Origin of the sequence: Labrenzia sp. THAF35, assembly GCF_009363595.1 — a bacterium.
In the GTDB taxonomy this organism is placed as follows: Bacteria; Pseudomonadota; Alphaproteobacteria; order Rhizobiales; family Stappiaceae; genus Roseibium; species Roseibium algicola.
In genome coordinates, this window is record NZ_CP045380.1 from 3,040,497 (window position 1) to 3,056,918 (window position 16,422).

At 57.9% G+C, this 16,422-nt stretch carries 11 protein-coding genes; 9 read left to right on the forward strand and 2 right to left on the reverse strand.

Annotated elements, in window-relative coordinates:
- Window positions 1-48 precede the first annotated feature (48 nt).
- The 3 genes from FIU93_RS13850 (at window position 49) to FIU93_RS13860 (ending at window position 5,832) form a co-directional block, all read left to right on the forward strand.
- Window positions 49-588 carry an NADPH-dependent FMN reductase gene (locus FIU93_RS13850; RefSeq protein WP_152505891.1) on the forward strand — a complete coding sequence of 180 codons (540 nt, stop codon included), beginning with the start codon at window positions 49-51 and terminating at the stop codon, window positions 586-588.
- Window positions 589-634: 46 nt separating this feature from the next.
- Window positions 635-835, forward strand: a complete 201-nt coding sequence (locus FIU93_RS13855; protein ID WP_173017322.1) for a DUF2798 domain-containing protein — start codon at window positions 635-637, stop codon at window positions 833-835.
- A 590-nt stretch (window positions 836-1,425) separates the two neighbouring features.
- A complete protein-coding gene (locus tag FIU93_RS13860) occupies window positions 1,426-5,832 on the forward strand; it encodes an HNH endonuclease (protein WP_209010362.1) in 4,407 nt (1,468 codons plus the stop codon).
- A 375-nt stretch (window positions 5,833-6,207) separates the two neighbouring features.
- Here the strand turns inward: FIU93_RS13860 and FIU93_RS13865 are convergent, their stop codons facing one another.
- Window positions 6,208-7,077: an SMP-30/gluconolactonase/LRE family protein gene (locus FIU93_RS13865; protein WP_152505893.1), complete on the reverse strand. Its 870-nt coding sequence runs from the start codon at window positions 7,075-7,077 to the stop codon at window positions 6,208-6,210.
- A gap of 3 nt (window positions 7,078-7,080) precedes the next feature.
- Entirely contained in the window at window positions 7,081-8,715 is a 1,635-nt protein-coding gene (locus FIU93_RS13870; protein WP_152505894.1) for an SMP-30/gluconolactonase/LRE family protein, read from the reverse strand.
- A gap of 116 nt (window positions 8,716-8,831) precedes the next feature.
- Here FIU93_RS13870 and FIU93_RS13875 point away from each other — a divergent pair, with 116 nt between their 5' ends.
- The 6 genes from FIU93_RS13875 to FIU93_RS13900 all read left to right on the forward strand — a co-directional run bounded on the left by FIU93_RS13875 (window position 8,832) and on the right by FIU93_RS13900 (window position 16,422).
- Window positions 8,832-10,031, forward strand: coding sequence for an enolase C-terminal domain-like protein (locus FIU93_RS13875; RefSeq protein ID WP_173017323.1), 1,200 nt, complete (start codon window positions 8,832-8,834; stop codon window positions 10,029-10,031).
- A gap of 13 nt (window positions 10,032-10,044) precedes the next feature.
- Window positions 10,045-10,926, forward strand: coding sequence for an SDR family oxidoreductase (locus tag FIU93_RS13880; protein WP_173017324.1), 882 nt, complete (start codon window positions 10,045-10,047; stop codon window positions 10,924-10,926).
- Between the two features lie 23 nt (window positions 10,927-10,949).
- Window positions 10,950-12,701 (forward strand): ABC transporter substrate-binding protein, encoded by a 1,752-nt coding sequence (locus FIU93_RS13885; RefSeq protein ID WP_152505897.1) that lies wholly within the window; start codon window positions 10,950-10,952, stop codon window positions 12,699-12,701.
- A 63-nt stretch (window positions 12,702-12,764) separates the two neighbouring features.
- Window positions 12,765-13,769, forward strand: a complete 1,005-nt coding sequence (locus tag FIU93_RS13890; RefSeq protein WP_152505898.1) for an ABC transporter permease — start codon at window positions 12,765-12,767, stop codon at window positions 13,767-13,769.
- Window positions 13,770-13,780: 11 nt separating this feature from the next.
- Window positions 13,781-14,674, forward strand: a complete 894-nt coding sequence (locus tag FIU93_RS13895) for an ABC transporter permease (RefSeq protein WP_152505899.1) — start codon at window positions 13,781-13,783, stop codon at window positions 14,672-14,674.
- Window positions 14,675-14,676: 2 nt separating this feature from the next.
- Window positions 14,677-16,422 (forward strand): ABC transporter ATP-binding protein, encoded by a 1,746-nt coding sequence (locus FIU93_RS13900; RefSeq protein ID WP_152505900.1) that lies wholly within the window; start codon window positions 14,677-14,679, stop codon window positions 16,420-16,422.

The window sequence follows — 16,422 nt, forward strand, 5'->3', positions numbered from 1 at the left end:
CTCATCAAACACCCCCACGAAACTTTTGAAAAAGACCGGAGATCCCCCATGAAAATCCTAGCGTTCGGCGCAAGCAACAGTAAGACGTCCATCAACAAGTCTCTCGCGCGGTTTACCGCGACACTGGTCCCGCATGCCGAGATCGAGGTGCTGGACTTGAACGATTATGACCTGCCGATCTTCAGCGAAGATCTGGAGAATGAGATAGGACCCCCTCGAGCGGCCAAGGCGTTCTTTGACAAGATCAGATCCGCCGACGGGGTGATCGTTTCCTTTGCAGAACACAACGGTTCCTATACCGCCGCTTATAAAAACCTCTTTGACTGGGCGAGTCGGATCGACCAGAAAGTGTTTCAGGGTAAACCGACGGTCTACCTTTCGACCTCTCCCGGTCCCGGAGGCGCTGGCAGTGTGCTGGCCTCGGCCAAAGGTTCGGCCCGATTCTTCGGGGCAGACCTGAAGGCGGCCGTTTCCGTCGCCAACTATTACGACGTCTTCGATGCGGAAACCGGAACCATCACCAACCCGATCACCCCGGTAGAGCTGACTGCTGCGGCCGAAACCTTGGCCCTATCGGAGCTCGTTTGATATGGCACATCATAGTCGCCTTCATAGGCTTACTGGATCCTTGGTAATGTCGGCATTCATGTCCATGGCCCTGTCGGGAGTCTTCAGCCTGCTGGAGTTCGGGGTCTCATGGATGTGGTTGCAAGCCTGGGGGCAGAGCATCCTGATTGCACTGCCGATCGCATTTTTGCTGGACATGGTTTTCGGAGAGAAACTTCGGTTTTTTTCGGCGAGATTAGCCGACAAAGCGGCGAATGCTTGGCCATGACACCTGAAGATCGGGAGGTAGGCAGCCTTTGCGAACTCCCGACACCAAGATTTCAAAGGCTGGAAGCTATAGCTGTTTCTTGCATTTCCGTGGCCGAGCAAAATCACACACCGTTTTTCGGCGACTGGCAGAAGTGTCCGCGGTTCCGAATTCGACACTGTGCAAAGTCGTGGGAGGGGTGAATGACCGGTTCGGCGAAGCTGCGCTGCGGCAAGAGCCAACACAACGAATGGCGGCTTTGAGCCGGAAGCAACTGCATGCGAGCGGAACAAGATTGTCCGCTTTCCCAATAGCTGAGTCTAAACCCGCCAGTCTCCTGACGGCCCGGAGCTGCCGTTGGTCATGCGCTCAATAAATGGCGGCTTCGAGCCCTATTCTGGTGATTATCTGAGCGCTGTGATTTCCTAAAAGCGGTCGTCGATTCAAACGTTCGCCTTTGCAGACAGTAGCGGAGCTACACGCTCTACAAGGCTCATGCGAGCGGTGAGAATAAGCAACTCGATGGTGGGAAGTCTGCAGGCATCTAGCCTCCTGAAAGACGCCTTTTACATTGTTTTGCAGCATATATCCGAGGACGCTATGCTCTCGTCATGAGCGACAGTTTGCAAGCATCAACGAAGGAAACCGCGCCAGTAACAACGACTGGCCCAAGGCAGCGCGACAATTTCACCGAGCCGACCAAGCGCCTGTTGGCCCAACGTGTTGGTTGGCTCTGCTCAAACCCAGATTGCACCAAACCTACTGTTGGCCCGCAAAAAGGTGGTCCAGGCACGATGAACATAGGAGTTGCGGCTCACATAACAGCTGCTTCGGAGGGGTTTGCCCGCTACGACGCCCGCCTAACCCAAGAAGAACGGAAAGCACCCGCTAATGGAATTTGGCTTTGTAGCGACCATGCCCACCAGATTGACCACGACGAAAATGCATTCCCGGTCGAATTGCTTCACAAATGGAAGAAGGACGCGGAGGACAGGGCATTTGAACAACTGCTCACGGGTGGCCGCGCCCGTGTGGAGCCTATGGGAGACGGGCTCGAGGAAGCGCTTGGATATCTCCGCCAGCAGTTTGGTCTTCCACAGAGTGAAGATTTGCCAAAGCTGTCGGAAAGAGTGTGCTCTGCAGCTCAGCGCCACATTGAGACGTTTGCTCAACAGGGTCCCTCACACACCTTATCGCTCCATCTGACGGCGGCCTCATCGCAAGGGAAGTCATTCACTCACGTTGAAATGGCCGCGGCACTCAGGTCGTGTGGTGTTCTGGAACTCGTAGCCGAACCAGGTCAAGGAAAGTCGACCACATTGGTGCAACTCGGTGTCCGATTGTTGGAAATCGGGCCCATACCCCTGCTGGTCCCACTTGCAGAAGTCGGCCAGAGCGTGGACAACCTGTTTTCATGGATGGTGGGCCGACAGGCATTTGCAGGCATCCGGTCTGAGCATCTCAAGTTTCTCGCGGCACACGGCGAAATAGCTTTCCTCTTGGATGGTTGGAATGAGGTTACACCGACCGCGCGGCTGACCTTAATTAAGACCATGCGGGCTCTTAGGCGTGAGTTTCCGCTTTTGGTCATCTGCATCACAACGCGCCCGCAAGCCGCCGCGGTGCCGTTTGTTGCGCGAACTCTTCACGTCGAGTCGCTATCCGACAGGCAGCAGGAAGACCTTGCATTCCGACATGGAAGTGTTGGGCAAGAATTGCTGGACCGTGTACGCAGAACGTCTGGTGTCCGGGATCTTGCCCGGGTCCCGTTCTACCTCCAGGCCCTCCTGCTGGTTGGGGACGACCGCGCCCTTCCCACGACCAAGGAGGGCACGATTTCGCTGCTGGTGAAACAACATGAAGACATTCCCGAACGTGCCGAGCAACTTCGACAGAGCACGCTCGGACAACACCGGCGATATTTGAGTGACTTGGCCGTCTCCATGATGCTGGCACGGACCACTGCTTTGGATGACACAGCGGCACGACAGTCTCTAAGGGCAACCAACACAAAATTGTTGACTGAGGGGTTGGTCCAGAACGCCCCGGAACCAGCAAGCGTCTTGGAGACCCTTGTCACTACCCACGTGCTGGTACACGGCGAAGGCGACACCTACTCCTTTCAGCACCAGCAATTTCAGGAGTGGTATGCCGCCGGGCATGTCGAGACAAGAATGCGTGACCTTCCCAAGGACGCAGGCCTTGAGAGTAGTTTTGCCCAAGAGCTTCTCAACGACCGGCTGTGGGAAGAAGCAATTCTCTTTGCCTGTGAGCGCCTTGCTGTGGATGCACCCAGTGTCGCGGTCGTCGCCCAAGCGGTGAAAATCGCACTGTCTGTGGGACCGATGCTTGCAGCCGAAATTGTGTACCGGACAGGAGATGCCGTTTGGAGCATGATATCGCCCGAGGTGCAGGCTTTTGCAAGGGCTTGGCACCAAGCCGATCAGGTGGATTTGGCGGTCTGTTTCATGATGAAGACCGGCCGTGCTGACTTTTCCGACTTAGTTTGGCCGCTCGTTTCCAGTTCAAGCGACCAAATCCAAAGCAAAGCACTCCACATTGGCGATCGTATTCGCCCAACCGTTTTCGGCTCCCACCTTAAAGGCGACTACGATGGACTGCAGGTGCAGGTTCGCGAAAGACTCGTATCTGGGCTCATTTTCGGCGGGGGCATTGAAGCTCTCGAAACGGCTGTCGACCTCGCAATGCGAGACTCCAGCGTCGATGTCAAATTCGAAGCAGTGGAAGCATTGCTTTTCCGGGGCGCCCCCAGACAGGCGACAGCGGTGCTCGAATGCGCGGAGGATGAAGTCTGGCGCCGCGTTGCAGAGCGAGACTATTTCGACGGACTGACGGCTCCGCACGTTGTAACACGGTTGCGGGTTCTGCAGGAGGATGACGCCAAGGAAAACCCGAGCCTCGCGCGCATTGCCCGGAAAGCCCAAATCTTAGGGGAGGTCGACGAACTTGGCGCTATCCTGCGCAACGAAAAACTGGACCTCCGGGCTGGCCGTAACGCCAGCGCTTTCCATCAAGCCGCTGGCGCGTTTCCCGAAGTTGTTGCCCAGGCGATGACGGATCGGATTTTCGCCGGCTGTTCACTGCCGTTCCAAGTGCAAGGATACCTGTTGGCCCAGCCGGTCAGCGAGGCGCCGGAGCTCTCGAACATCATAATGGATAGCCAGGAAATCAATGAGCGGATAGGCGGTGCACTGTTTCTTGCGGGACCCAGCATAATTGCGAGGTTGGTAAGTGAATTACTTGAACTCAAACCCAAGATCTATGCGAACGGAATACCGTCGTCGGCGCAGTATGCTCCCTTGGGACTGCTTCGGGACAAAATATCAGGTACCCGTCCCGACGCGTTCGTCGAGGCAATCGTGTCATTCTCGGCAACCACAGACCAACGAGATATTGAGGCGCTGGCTGACCTCATTACGGCTCACGGCAAACACGGTACGAACGAACGAATGGACGGTGTTCCGACCGACGGTCGGCGCAAGTTGATTGAAGCGCTGAACGGTTGGGCGGGCTGCCTCGTGGGTTCGGGCCAACCGTCACGTCACCACATGGCCAAGGTCGTAGATGCCATGCGGCGCGTACCGGATCCATCACAAATGACGTGGGTATCGACTTTCCTGCAAGAAGAACTCAAGCAGCGAAAGGCACTCAAAGCGTTGGCCAAGGCAGGCCGTAACCAAGACGCTCTGAGCGAGTGGCGTATTAGTCACGCATTTTCGTACCGGCAGGCGCTCTACGAGATTGGCTCCCAAGAGGCGTATAACATCGCAAAATCGCTCCTGCGGCATTCTGAGTTTGGTCATGACGCTGCAATTGCGCTTCGGCTCATCGCCATGCCCAGCCTCCTCGAGAAGCGCGGAAATGTTTGGCCGGATCTGGATCGCGCTCAGGCCGCACGCGAAAGAATGTCAAGTCAATCAGACCTGTCGCTTGATGCGGCGGAGAATATGCTTGACGTGGTTGAAGAATTGGCAGCATCCGGGCCACCCTACGAGCGGGCTGTGGCATTAGCCGCAATTGCCGTCGTAATGCCGCATGCAACCCGGCCCGATTTGATGGCGAAGGTTGGCGGCTTTGAAGTAAAGTCTCACGTCAAGCTTGACCTATTCAACGGCATGATTGTAGGCGGGTTGTTGCCTTCAGCCGACTTGGTGCTCCGAGAATTCCGCAAGGTTTTGGTTGAAAAGGAGAACAGGTGGTGGAACGACCAGACGTCCTACGCGATGTTCAGTTGGGTAAAAGTGTTCCCGAACACCGATCGCCCAGAATCTGTTTTTGACGCTTTGGCGCTCGTACCTGAAAAGAACCTAACGAGGTGGCAGATCAGGGATATCCTTCCTCAGTTCAGGCTCTTGGATGTCGCGACTAGAGCGGGCATGTTGCGAGAGTTTGCCCTCAGGTTTCCGGACATGCTATCGGAGTACGAGTGGTTCGATCAGGTGAAAAAGCTAGGTTTCCGTCCAGCAATAGACCTGCTTCTTCAGGGTAGCGAGGGAGACCTCGGAAAGGGCTTCGATCTAAGTGCGGGCCACTACCTACTGCCTGAACAGCTTGCACACGCCATGGCGGACAACGATGTATCCTATCTCTTCGAAAAGCTGGCCACAGCTCGTTCCGACGAAGCAAAGACGCTAATTTTCTCGGTGCTTCTGAAAGCGTCATCCGCCGAAGGTCTGATGGCCGCAGCACAGTCCCCGGTTGGTCGGCAGACTATACGTCGACATGGCCATAGCGGTGTAGAGGACATGATTTATACCAAAGAACCGCTTAGCCCTGACGGGACATCCTATGAGCTTAAGCCGCGCAACGCTTCCGAACTAAGGCGGCAGCTGTTCGCGTTGATCGATTCTCCAGACAAGGACAAGGCTGCCTTTGCGGTGGACTACTTGGCTCTCATTGACATGATCCGTCAGGAGTATGGGGCAATTGAAGACGAGCCTAGACACCCTGATATTCAGAGTGGTCGACCGTGGCCTCATACCGATCGTGCGCAGTGAAGCACTTGGGCATTGGCCCGGAGCGGGCCATGGGTATTCCCCAACCGGCCATTTAGCGACAGTGAATCGCCAAATAGCTAAAGGTCGGCTTCCGACCCCATTCCGGTCATTCTTTCCGACCGCAGCGAAAGCCCGGACTCCGGCCAACCTGTGAATTTGCTGCGACTGTGATGAACGGCGGCTTAATAGATGCGGTCTCGGTTCGCTGAACAACCGAAATGGGGACGCATTTCAGTCGTTCATCCTAGGTCGAGTCAGGCCAGGAATGTGATTCGGCGAACTTCAATTAAAATGTATTCCGCCATCGACAATAACCGTTTGTCCCGTGATGGTCGCGCTCATGCAGTAGAGCAGAATCTTTTAAACGGAAGGTGATTAGAGACCGCCAACCCTGAAGAGTATCGAAGCCTCTGCTACCCGCTCTTTCACCAAAAGACCGCCCGCAGCTGTTTGGGCGTTTAATTGAGCGCTGTCGAGAAAACGCCGTTGGTTGGTAACGAAGAGCGTTTGTCCATCAGGGCCGCCGAGGATCGGCATGGTCGGACGGGTGACAGGGGTTCCAATCCGCTCAAATTCGCCATTTTCGAGCGACAGCTTGCGAATGTCTCCCCTGCCGATCACGGCGATCCAAAGATTGCCCTCTTGGTCAAAACAAGCGCCGTCTGGATGTTCATCGCTCGTGAATTCGTGAACAATCTTGCTTGTCAGAACGGTTCCGGTGACCGGATCCGTCTCCAGGAACTCGAGGCGGCGGGTAGGTGTGTCAACGAAGGTCAGGCCGGTACCATCCGGATGTGGAGCGATCGCGTTGGGAACGAGGATATTTTCACGGATCGTATGGATGCTACCGTCGGTGTCGCGCCGGTAGAGACGGCCGATAGCGCGACCTTCGCCGGTCATGTCCATGGATCCAAACCAGAGCCTGCCATACTTGTCTGGTTTGCCGTCGTTCAGCCGGACCGTGACACGGTCAGCTTCCGTCTCGCTGATCTGGTCCAGAGTTCCGTTTTCGGGATCGTGGAGGAACAGTCCGGTTTCCAGGCCGAGCACAAGCCGGCCGCTTTCTGCGAGTGCAATAAGACCGGGTTGCCAGGGAAGCGGCGTTGCGCCGGTCGCACCGTCCGGTTCTGTGCGTAGCAATCGTTGAGCCTGGATATCGAGCCACCAGAGACATTGGCGCACGGGATCCCAGAGCGGCGCTTCTCCGGTTATGGCCATGGGTTGTGACAAGATCTGGAATGTCATGGGCTACAGTCCGAAACGACCAGCAGGGCCGCCAACGACATCCGTTTCGATCCGGATCAGGTTTCCCGCCTGCGGTGCAATGCTTGAATAACCTGCGGGCATACGCAGATAGGTCGAGGTTACAAAAAGGGTTTTGAGGTCCCGTCCTCCAAAGGTCAGTGCGGTTGGCATGGGAACGGGCAGGTCGATCCTTCGGTCAAGCGATCCGTCGGGCTTGTAGCGGTTGACTGACCAGCCGCCATACATCGTCACCCAGATATATCCTTCGATATCGACAGCTATGCCGTTGGGCAGCCCGATCTCGGTCGAACCCTGAACCAGGACTTGCCGCTTGCCGAGAGTTCCATTCGCCGACAACGGATATTTGCACAATGCACCGCTTCGGCCGTCAGAAAGGTAAAGCCACTTGCCATCAGGCGAGAGGGCCGGGTTTTTCGGCAGTCCGGCGTTTTCGAGTATGACATCGACCGTAAGGTCCGCGCCGATCCTATAGAGGCTGCCGTTGCCGGTGGCATTGTCCAACGGCATCGTGCCGACCCAAAGATTGCCTGTCTGATCGAGGCCCGCCGAATTGAATCGGTTGTCGGGTTTGTCTTCTTCCGGATCGAACAGCAATGTTGTCTGTCCCGTCGTGGGGGCGAACAACTGGATGCCCTGTCTGCCGGCGAGCAGAAGGCGGCCGCTTTCCGTGAGGCACAGGCCACCGGTCAGGTCTTCCAGCATGACCCTGCTGGGTTGCGATGCGCCGTCGTCCAGCCAGCGCAGCGCGGGGGCAAGGATGTCCAGCCACCACAGACGTTGTTGAACCGGACACCAAACCGGATTCTCGCCCATGAAATCGCGCCCGGTGTTGAGAACTTGCAGACCAGCGGAGATTGTTGCGGGTTTCGGCGGCAAGTTTCCGGCGCTTCCCGTCGCAAGGACGTTGCCGGAGGCGCGCTGAGCGGCTTCCTTCACGAGCCGGCCGGTTTCATGCAACTCTTCTGCCCGTTCGGCGCTAGTCTCGAAATGACAGCAGATAGCGGCGACAGGATAGCCGCTGGAGTCCACCATAGCCGATGCGACGGATTGAGTATCGTCCTTGGCCAGCGCATAACCCAGGGCTTTTGACTGACCGAGCGCAGGATTGGCCTTGCCGCTACCTTCCTGATGAGGAAGGCGGGCGGCAATGGCAAGTCCAGGGGCGGATGTCGCTGCGGGGATGCGCGGCCAGACCCGGACGACACGGGCGTTTCCTGCGTCGGGATCCTCGAAATAGAGCACGAAGACGAAGTCGCCATCCTGCACGTAAAGGCAGCAGGGCCGGTTCAGCATTCGGGAAAGTCGTGCAATTTCCGGCTTGGCCGCCCGGATGACGGAAGACTGATCGATCGTGCGCCGGGCAAGATCGAACACCTTCGAACCAAGCGAATAGCGTTTGCCGTGTTCTTCAAACCGGACCAGCTCACGGCTTTGCAAGGCGGCGAGAAGCCGATGCAGCGACCCTTTGGGAATGTCGAGCGCCTTCTGCAGTTCCGCGAAACGCATTGGCGCTGGCGCCGCTCCGATTGTCATCAGGACATCCAGTCCGCGCACAAGTGCCTGGGCGCCGGGAACTTCCGGAGAGGCCTTTTCAGAGGTCGTATCTGTCTGTGTCATGGAGTGAAACTATTTCCATTCAGCTTGGCGTTCAAGTTTTAAAATTGATACCTATTGACAAACAAACTATAAAATGTTCCGTATGATGGAACAAAATACAAAATGGGATGGAAAAAGTGAGTTTTTTTGAAACTCATCGTCGCTTTGAGATTTCGGAAATAGGTGCCTATCAGGTGCAGGTTTCTGCCAAGACCACGTGGGTGCTGATAAGACTGACGTTCTTATCCGGTGCTGAGGGATGGGGAGAGGCGAGCTATTTCGGCGCGGAACAGGAACTGGGCAATCTCGCGCTGCGCCTGCAATCGAGTCTGAGGGATGCACAAGCGCGCGATCTTGCGGACCTGGCAAGCCGCGTGCGGCAGACGGATATGGGCGGGGCGCGGGGCGTGTTTGTCTCCGCGCTTGAGCAGGCATGGATGGACGGTCTCGGCCAAATGAGCGCCGCGCCGCTACACTGTTTGCTTGGTGGGGCCGAGCGCCGCGACATCCCGTTCTACGCCAATATCAACCGCGGTATTAACGACCGGTCTCCTGAAGGCTTCGCGGATCAGGCCGAGCACATCCTCGCTCTGACTGGAGCGCATGCGCTCAAGATTGCGCCCTTCGATGGACTGCGCTGGGACCGCACTTCTTTGGCGCAGCAAACCAAGCTCATCGATCTCGGGCTGCAGCGCGTCGCAGCGGTCAAGGCCAGGCTGCAGGAGGGGCAGAGACTGCTTGTCGATTGCCATGCCCGCTTCAATCCTTTTCTTGCCGAGCCGCTGTTTCGTGAACTGGGGGCCCTAGGGGTTTTCTGGGTCGAAGAGCCTTGCGCGATGGCTCTCCTCAGCGCTCCGGAACAGAGGTCTTTGCGAAGCGCTGCCAATGCGTCCGGGCTGATGCTGGCCGGGGCGGAAACCGTTACCCGGCTGGAGGAAATGGCCGAGGTGCTCTCCTGTGAAGGCCATGACGTGGTTCTGCCCGATCTCAGGATGACCGGGATCGCGAACGGGATTGCGATGTTGCGTCTGGCGTCCGCCAGGCAGGTTGCGACCAGCCTTCACAACCCGGTCGGCCCCGTTCTCGATGCGATTTCGACACAAGTTGGTGCGGCCCTGCCGTCTTTCCTGATCCTGGAGCGGCAGGTGGGTGAAAGCCCGAAATTCGACGAAATCCGAAATACGCCTGTCGAATGTGTCGACGGAGCTGTGCGCGTGAGTGATGCGCCCGGCTTGGGCTTCGTTCCCGAGCGGGCTGCGTTGGAGGATCTGGAGGCAATTGGCGGCAGCGACGCCTTGAGTTTTTCGGGAATGAGCGGAGCAGGTCCTGATGCCTAGGAGTAACGAAAAAATGCAGACCCAATCTGTGCAGTGGGACTTTACCGGGCATCGTGTTCTCGTAACCGGTGGCAGCCGCGGCATCGCCGCCGAATTGTCCTATAAGCTTGCCATGCGCGGGGCCGAGGTAGCCGTCAATTTCAGTGCTGCCGCTGACAGCCGCTTCGGCCGGGCGGAAGCGGCCAGCTCGCTTATTGAGCGGATCGAGGCCGACGGTGGGCGGGCCATCAGCGTCGAACAGGACCTGTTGCTGCCGGAAGGTGGCAGTTCCCTTGCCGAAAAGGCCCAGGCAATCGCCGGCCCTATCGATACGTTGGTCCTCTCTGCGTCGATCCAGTACCACGTTCCCTTCTTGCTTCAGACAGCAAAGGACGTGGCAGACCAGATCCGGATCAACCTGCAGGCCAACATCGAGCTGCTTCAGACCCTGATGCCTCCAATGGCACTTTCTGGGTACGGACGCATCCTCGCCATCGGCTCGATCCAGGAAGTCTCGCCCTCTCCGGAAATGCCGGTCTACGCGATGACCAAGGCGGCGATGAAAAACCTCGTCGAGAACCTCGCCGTGCAATCGGCGAGCCGCGGCATTCTGATCAACAACATTGCGCCCGGCCTCATCCAGACGGATCGCAACGCCTTCCGGCGAAGCGATCCGGCGGATTGGGACCGCATGCAAAGCAAGGCCAATCCGGTCGGAAGAGCCGGCCAGCCGGACGATCTGACCGCGCTCGCGCTGCATCTGCTCAGCCCGGAAAACACGTTCACCACCGGCGCCACGATCTATTCGACGGGCGGCGGGCACATCCCGGTCGGCACGGGCGGATATGCCGAACTCGTTCTTCCGCAATCCACAGAAGAGACAGCAAAAAGGTTGGAAGTTTCACCGCAGGTTTAATCTAATCTCATGGGAGGAGAAACATGAGTATCTTGAGGAAATCAGGCCTGGCCGCATTGGCCATTGCCTTGAGCGCCAGTATTGCGCTCCCCGCCTGGGCGCTGGACAAGGTCGCCCGCGAAAAGACGCTGATCCTGATGCCGGATGACGGCGGTGCGCCGCAGTTCCGCAACCCCGGACAGCTCAATCCCTATCTGCCCTCGAATCTGACCTTCCGCTGGTCCGGCGGACCGATCATGGAACCTCTGTTCTATTATAATTCTCTGAAGGACGAACTGATCCCGTGGCTGGCGGAAAGCTATTCCTATTCCGACGATTTTACCGAAGTGACGGTGAAGCTGAGGGATGGGGTGAAATGGTCTGACGGCGAAACCTTCGATGCCAGCGACATCCTGTTCACCTACAACATGCTTCTGGAAAACGGCAACGGTGCCGGCGGACTGATGCATGCCTCAGACGTCGCTGACCGTGTCGAGTCCATCACGTCGCCAGATCCGCTGACGGTCGTGATCAAACTGAAGCGGCCGGATAGCCGTTATGCCTTCCGCCACCTCATCAACCACTTCGGCAAAGGACTGTTCTGGTTGCCCGAGCATGTCTGGTCGGGCAAGGATCCGCTTAGCTTCAACAACTACGCCGAGGACGGCAGTCTGCCGGTTGTCACCGGGGCCTGGAAGGTCGTGCGGTCCAGCCCGCAGCAGATTATCCTCGACCGACGGGATGATTGGTGGGGTGCCGAAACAGGTTTCCGCGACCTTCCCGACGTCGAGCGTGTGATCAACATTCCGAAGACCGGCCACGACCGGGCAGCCCAGATGGTGGTGTCCGGAGATGTTGACATGACCGGTGATCTGGTTTCCGCGCCGCTGACGAAAAGTGTCGTCGAAAGTGCTGACAACGTGACGACTTTCTCCGGAGACGAACCTCCCTACGGCAATCTCGACTGGTGGCCGAACTCGCTCTACATGAACCACAAGACCGGCACCTGGGACGATGTCCGCCTGCGCCGCGCCATGAATTATTACGTCAATGCGCAGCAGTTGGTGGATATAGCCTATCTGGGCGCCAACCCGGTCAGCCGGACGCCGTTCCCAGCCTTTGGTTCGATGGCTCCGTATATCGAGGACAGCCTGGAACTTGCCGACAATTACGAGATCGGCGTCTTCGATCCGGCCAAGGGCGATGCCCTGATGGAGGAAATGGGTTACGCCAAGAATGGCGACGGCATGTGGGAGAAGGACGGTAAGACCGTTTCCGGGGCCTTTCACGGTCTCGCCTTGTTCGAAGCCGTCGGCCCGATCCTGGCCCAGCAGCTCCGCGATGCCGGCATCGACGTCGAATTCCAGACCAATACGGAAAGCCGCGGCCTGATGGTCGAAGGCAAGACGGAACTCTCCATCTTCGGGCATCGCGGCGGTGTTGCGGATCCCTATGACACGCTGGATCTCTATCACTGCAAGAATGCGGTCGATGTCGGAAAACCGCTCCTGATCCTCGACCGTTGGTGCAACGAGCAGTATTCGGCCATCGTCGACCAGATCGGCCTGATCTCTCCGGACGATCCGCAGATGCGTCCGCTGGTGAGGAAAGCGATGGAAATCTGGTACGAAAACGCCGTCGAAGTGCCGCTCAACCAGTGGGTTCACAGGATCCCCTACAACACGACCTACTGGGACAACTACCCGACCACGGAAAACCCGTACATGCAGCCGGCCTTCTGGTTTGCTTCCGGGCAGTTCGGTTACGTGCTGCACAATCTTGAAGCCAAACAATAGGCCTTTCACTCCGCCGGCCTGTCCTCCGGCCGGCGGAGCTCTCGACCCGAAACGGTGGCATCGATGTATCTGATCTATCTGACGAAGCGGCTGGTGATGCTGTTTCTTGTCGTGGTGACCGCGGCAACGCTGAACTTCTTCATTCCGCGCCTCAGCGACAAGAACCCGGTCCTTGAAAAAATCACCGAGATGTCCGAAAGCTCGGCGCCCGGCAGTGTCAACATGCAAGAGTTACTGGTGATCTTCAACGAGCGCTTCGGGCTCGACCGGCCGCTGCTGGAGCAATATTTCGACTATCTCGGCGACATGCTGACGCTGGACCTCAACTACTCCATCACCAGCTACCCGACCCGGGTTGCCGACATGATCCTGGGGGCTCTCCCGTGGACACTGGGTCTCATGGTCACGGCAACGCTGGTTGCGTTCCTTTTGGGTACGGTGCTCGGTGCCCTGACTGTTTGGCGCAAGGACATGCGACTGCTGCAGCTTCTCGTGCCTGTCGTCATGGTGTTCTCAGCTGTGCCCTTCTACCTGATCGGCCTGATCCTGATCTATTTCCTTGCCTACAAGGGCGGTTATTTCCCGATTGGCGGTGGCTATTCGCTGACATCCTTCCCAGCCTGGGACCTAGAGTTCGCCACGGACGTTTTCTACCACTCGCTGCTGCCAGGCGCGTCAATCGTGATTGCTTCCATCGGCATCTGGGCGCTCGGCATGCGCGGTATGATGGTGACGGTGCAGGGCGAGGACTACATGAACTTCGCCGAAGCCAAGGGCTTGAAGAACCGGCGCATGTTCCTGCGCTATGCCGTGCGCAATGCCGTCCTGCCGCAGGTGACGCAGCTCGCACTGTTCATGGGTCAGCTCGTCACAGGTGCCATTCTGGTGGAGATCGTCTTCGGTTACCCCGGCATGGGCAGCCTGCTGCTGCAGGCGGTCGACTATCTCGACTACTACACGATCTACGGCATCGTGTTCGTTCTCATTCTCGCGGTCGCCGTGTCGATGCTGATCCTTGATCTCGTCTACCCGCTGCTCGACCCGCGCACCCGCTCTCATCGCGCCTGAAGGATCCGGCAATGACCATGGCTACTCTGGTTTCCACCGAACGCGAGCCGGGCAGGTTCGACAATATCAAGGGCTACCTGGCGCGAAATCCCTCGCTGACGATCGGCATTCTGCTTGTCGCTTTTCTGGTGCTGTTTTCCTTCTTTGGCAGCTTCTTCGTCGACGAGCGTATGGCCCGTCCCCTGTCGGCACCGCCGTCGCAACCTCCCGGAGCAGGGTTGCCCTTCGGCACCGATACGCAGGGGCGTAACCTTTTTGCAGTTCTCGTTTACGGAACCTGGCTGACGGTGCGTCTCGGCCTTATCGCCGGAGCAATCGGTATGTTCATCGGGGGAAGCCTCGGTTTCATCTCGGCCTATTTCGGGGGCTGGACGGACCGGATCATCAATTTCGCGACGGACGTCCTTTTGACCGTACCGGCGCTTCTGATCCTGGTCATTATCGCATCGGCGTTCAAGGAAGGCATGACACCAACCATGATGGCGCTGATCATTGCCGCACTGGCCTGGCGCCGCCCGACGCGGCAAATCCGGGCCCAGGTCCTGGTCATGCGTAATGCCGGCTATGTCGATACGGCGCGCATCTCGGGAGCTGGACCCTTCGAGATCATCTTCTTCGAACTGGTGCCGAACCTGATGCCTTATCTGGTGGCGTCCTTCGTAACAGCGGTTTCCGCGGCGGTTCTCGCCTCCATCGGTCTGGAAGCCATGGGGCTTGGTCCACAGAATGCGCCGACCCTCGGCATGAGCATCTACTACATGATGAACTTCTCTGCGTTCCTGCTGAAACTCTGGTGGTGGATCATTCCGCCGATTGCCGCACTCATCATCCTGTTTGTGGGCCTTTATCTCATCAATACCGGCCTGGACGAACTGGCCAATCCCCGTCTGCGCAGAAGGGCCTGACAATGCTTGATATCCAGCACCTTTGTGTCGATTTTCCTGTTCATTCCGGTGTCATCCACGCCGTCGCCGATGTCGATATTGCCATCGAGCCCGGACGGCGTGTCGGATTTGTCGGCGAAAGCGGCTCGGGCAAGACCACGACCGCGCTGGCGATCATGCGCATGGTCAAGCAGCCGGGCAAAGTGTCGAAAGGCCGGATCCTGCTCGGCGAAACCGACATTCTGGCGCTGTCTCCGGAAGAAATGCGTCAGACCCGTCTGCGGCGGATCAGCTATATCCCGCAAGGCGCCATGAACTCGCTCAATCCGGTGATGCGGATCGAACAGCAGATCTGGGACGGTATCGTCGATCACGAAGGCAAGATCCCTTCCGCCGAACTCAAGCAACGCTCCGACGCGGCGCTGGCAGGTGTCGGTCTGCCGCCACGGGTCGCACGCATGTATCCGCACGAGCTTTCCGGTGGCATGAAACAGCGCGCCTGTATCGCGATCGCGACTGCACTTCAGCCGGAATTGATCATTGCCGACGAGCCGACTTCGGCCCTCGACGTGATCACCCAGCGCCAGGTGATGGAGACGCTCGAAAAGGCCCAGGAAGCTATCGGCTCCGCTCTTATCCTGATCGGCCACGACATGGGCCTGATGGCCCAGTGCGTGGACGAGTTGATGGTAATGAAGGATGGCCGGATCGTCGAAAAGGGCTCCATACGGGATATTTTTTCGAGGCCTGAACACCCCTATACGCGTCAGCTGATTTCGTCAGTGCCGTCGATCAAAGGCGAGAGTTTCCTTCCGAAGTTGTCGGCGACTCCGGCCGCTGGACGAAAAGCCGGTTCGGCCGCGCTGCTTGAGTTCCGGGGTGTCTCGAAGGTCTATGGCGGCGGGCTCTTCGGCAAGAAAGGCAACACGGCGCTGCACCCACTCAGTTTCATCCTGGACGGTGCTCAGCCCAAGATTATCTCCATCGTCGGTCAGTCGGGGTCGGGAAAATCGACCATGGGCGGTCTGATGCTGGGCTTCAACCGGCCCACGACGGGTGAGGTCCTGTTTGAAGGCTGGGACATGGCAAGGCTCGGCCGGGCAGAAACAAAATCCTTGAGAAAGGATATCCAGGCCGTATTCCAGGATCCCTATGGCGCTTTCAACCCCTACTACAGGGTTGAGCGGGCTCTCTCGCTGCCGCTGAAAAGGTTCGGAATTTCCGGAGATGCGGCCGATATCCGGGCCCGATGCGCTGAGGCCTGCAAGGGGGTGGGACTCGATCCCTCGAAGATTATCGGACGTTTCCCGCACGAACTCTCCGGCGGACAGCGTCAGCGCCTGATGGTTGCCCGGGCGCTCATGCTGTCGCCGAAGCTTCTCGTTGCTGATGAGCCGGTCAGCATGGTCGATGCCAGTCTGAGAGCTTCGATCCTGAAGAACCTCTACGACTTGAAAGACAAGCACGGGATATCGATCGTCTATATCACCCACGACCTGGCGACAGCCTACCACGTCAGCGATTATGTGATTGTTCTGCATGAAGGGCACGTGGCCGAGGCCGGACCTCCGAAAGAAGTGATCGGCAATCCGCAGCATCCCTATACACAACTCCTCATCAATTCCATTCCCTGGCCGGACGTCGACCGGCACTGGGGAACATCCGCCTCGGCAAAAGAAGAAATCGAGGCTTTGATGAAGGAGGCGAAAGGCCATCCTCCAGTGGATCGTGGCGCGGTGCCTGGATTTGAACTGGCAATGGCGTCATAA

Coding starts and splice junctions, on each gene's coding strand:
- FIU93_RS13850 (WP_152505891.1), top strand. CDS start 49: ATGAAAATCCTAGCGTTCGGCGCAAGCAACAGTAAGACGTCCATCAAC.
- FIU93_RS13855 (WP_173017322.1), top strand. CDS start 635: ATGTCGGCATTCATGTCCATGGCCCTGTCGGGAGTCTTCAGCCTGCTG.
- FIU93_RS13860 (WP_209010362.1), top strand. CDS start 1,426: ATGAGCGACAGTTTGCAAGCATCAACGAAGGAAACCGCGCCAGTAACA.
- FIU93_RS13865 (WP_152505893.1), bottom strand. CDS start 7,077: ATGACATTCCAGATCTTGTCACAACCCATGGCCATAACCGGAGAAGCG.
- FIU93_RS13870 (WP_152505894.1), bottom strand. CDS start 8,715: ATGACACAGACAGATACGACCTCTGAAAAGGCCTCTCCGGAAGTTCCC.
- FIU93_RS13880 (WP_173017324.1), top strand. CDS start 10,045: ATGCAGACCCAATCTGTGCAGTGGGACTTTACCGGGCATCGTGTTCTC.
- FIU93_RS13885 (WP_152505897.1), top strand. CDS start 10,950: ATGAGTATCTTGAGGAAATCAGGCCTGGCCGCATTGGCCATTGCCTTG.
- FIU93_RS13890 (WP_152505898.1), top strand. CDS start 12,765: ATGTATCTGATCTATCTGACGAAGCGGCTGGTGATGCTGTTTCTTGTC.
- FIU93_RS13895 (WP_152505899.1), top strand. CDS start 13,781: ATGACCATGGCTACTCTGGTTTCCACCGAACGCGAGCCGGGCAGGTTC.
- FIU93_RS13900 (WP_152505900.1), top strand. CDS start 14,677: ATGCTTGATATCCAGCACCTTTGTGTCGATTTTCCTGTTCATTCCGGT.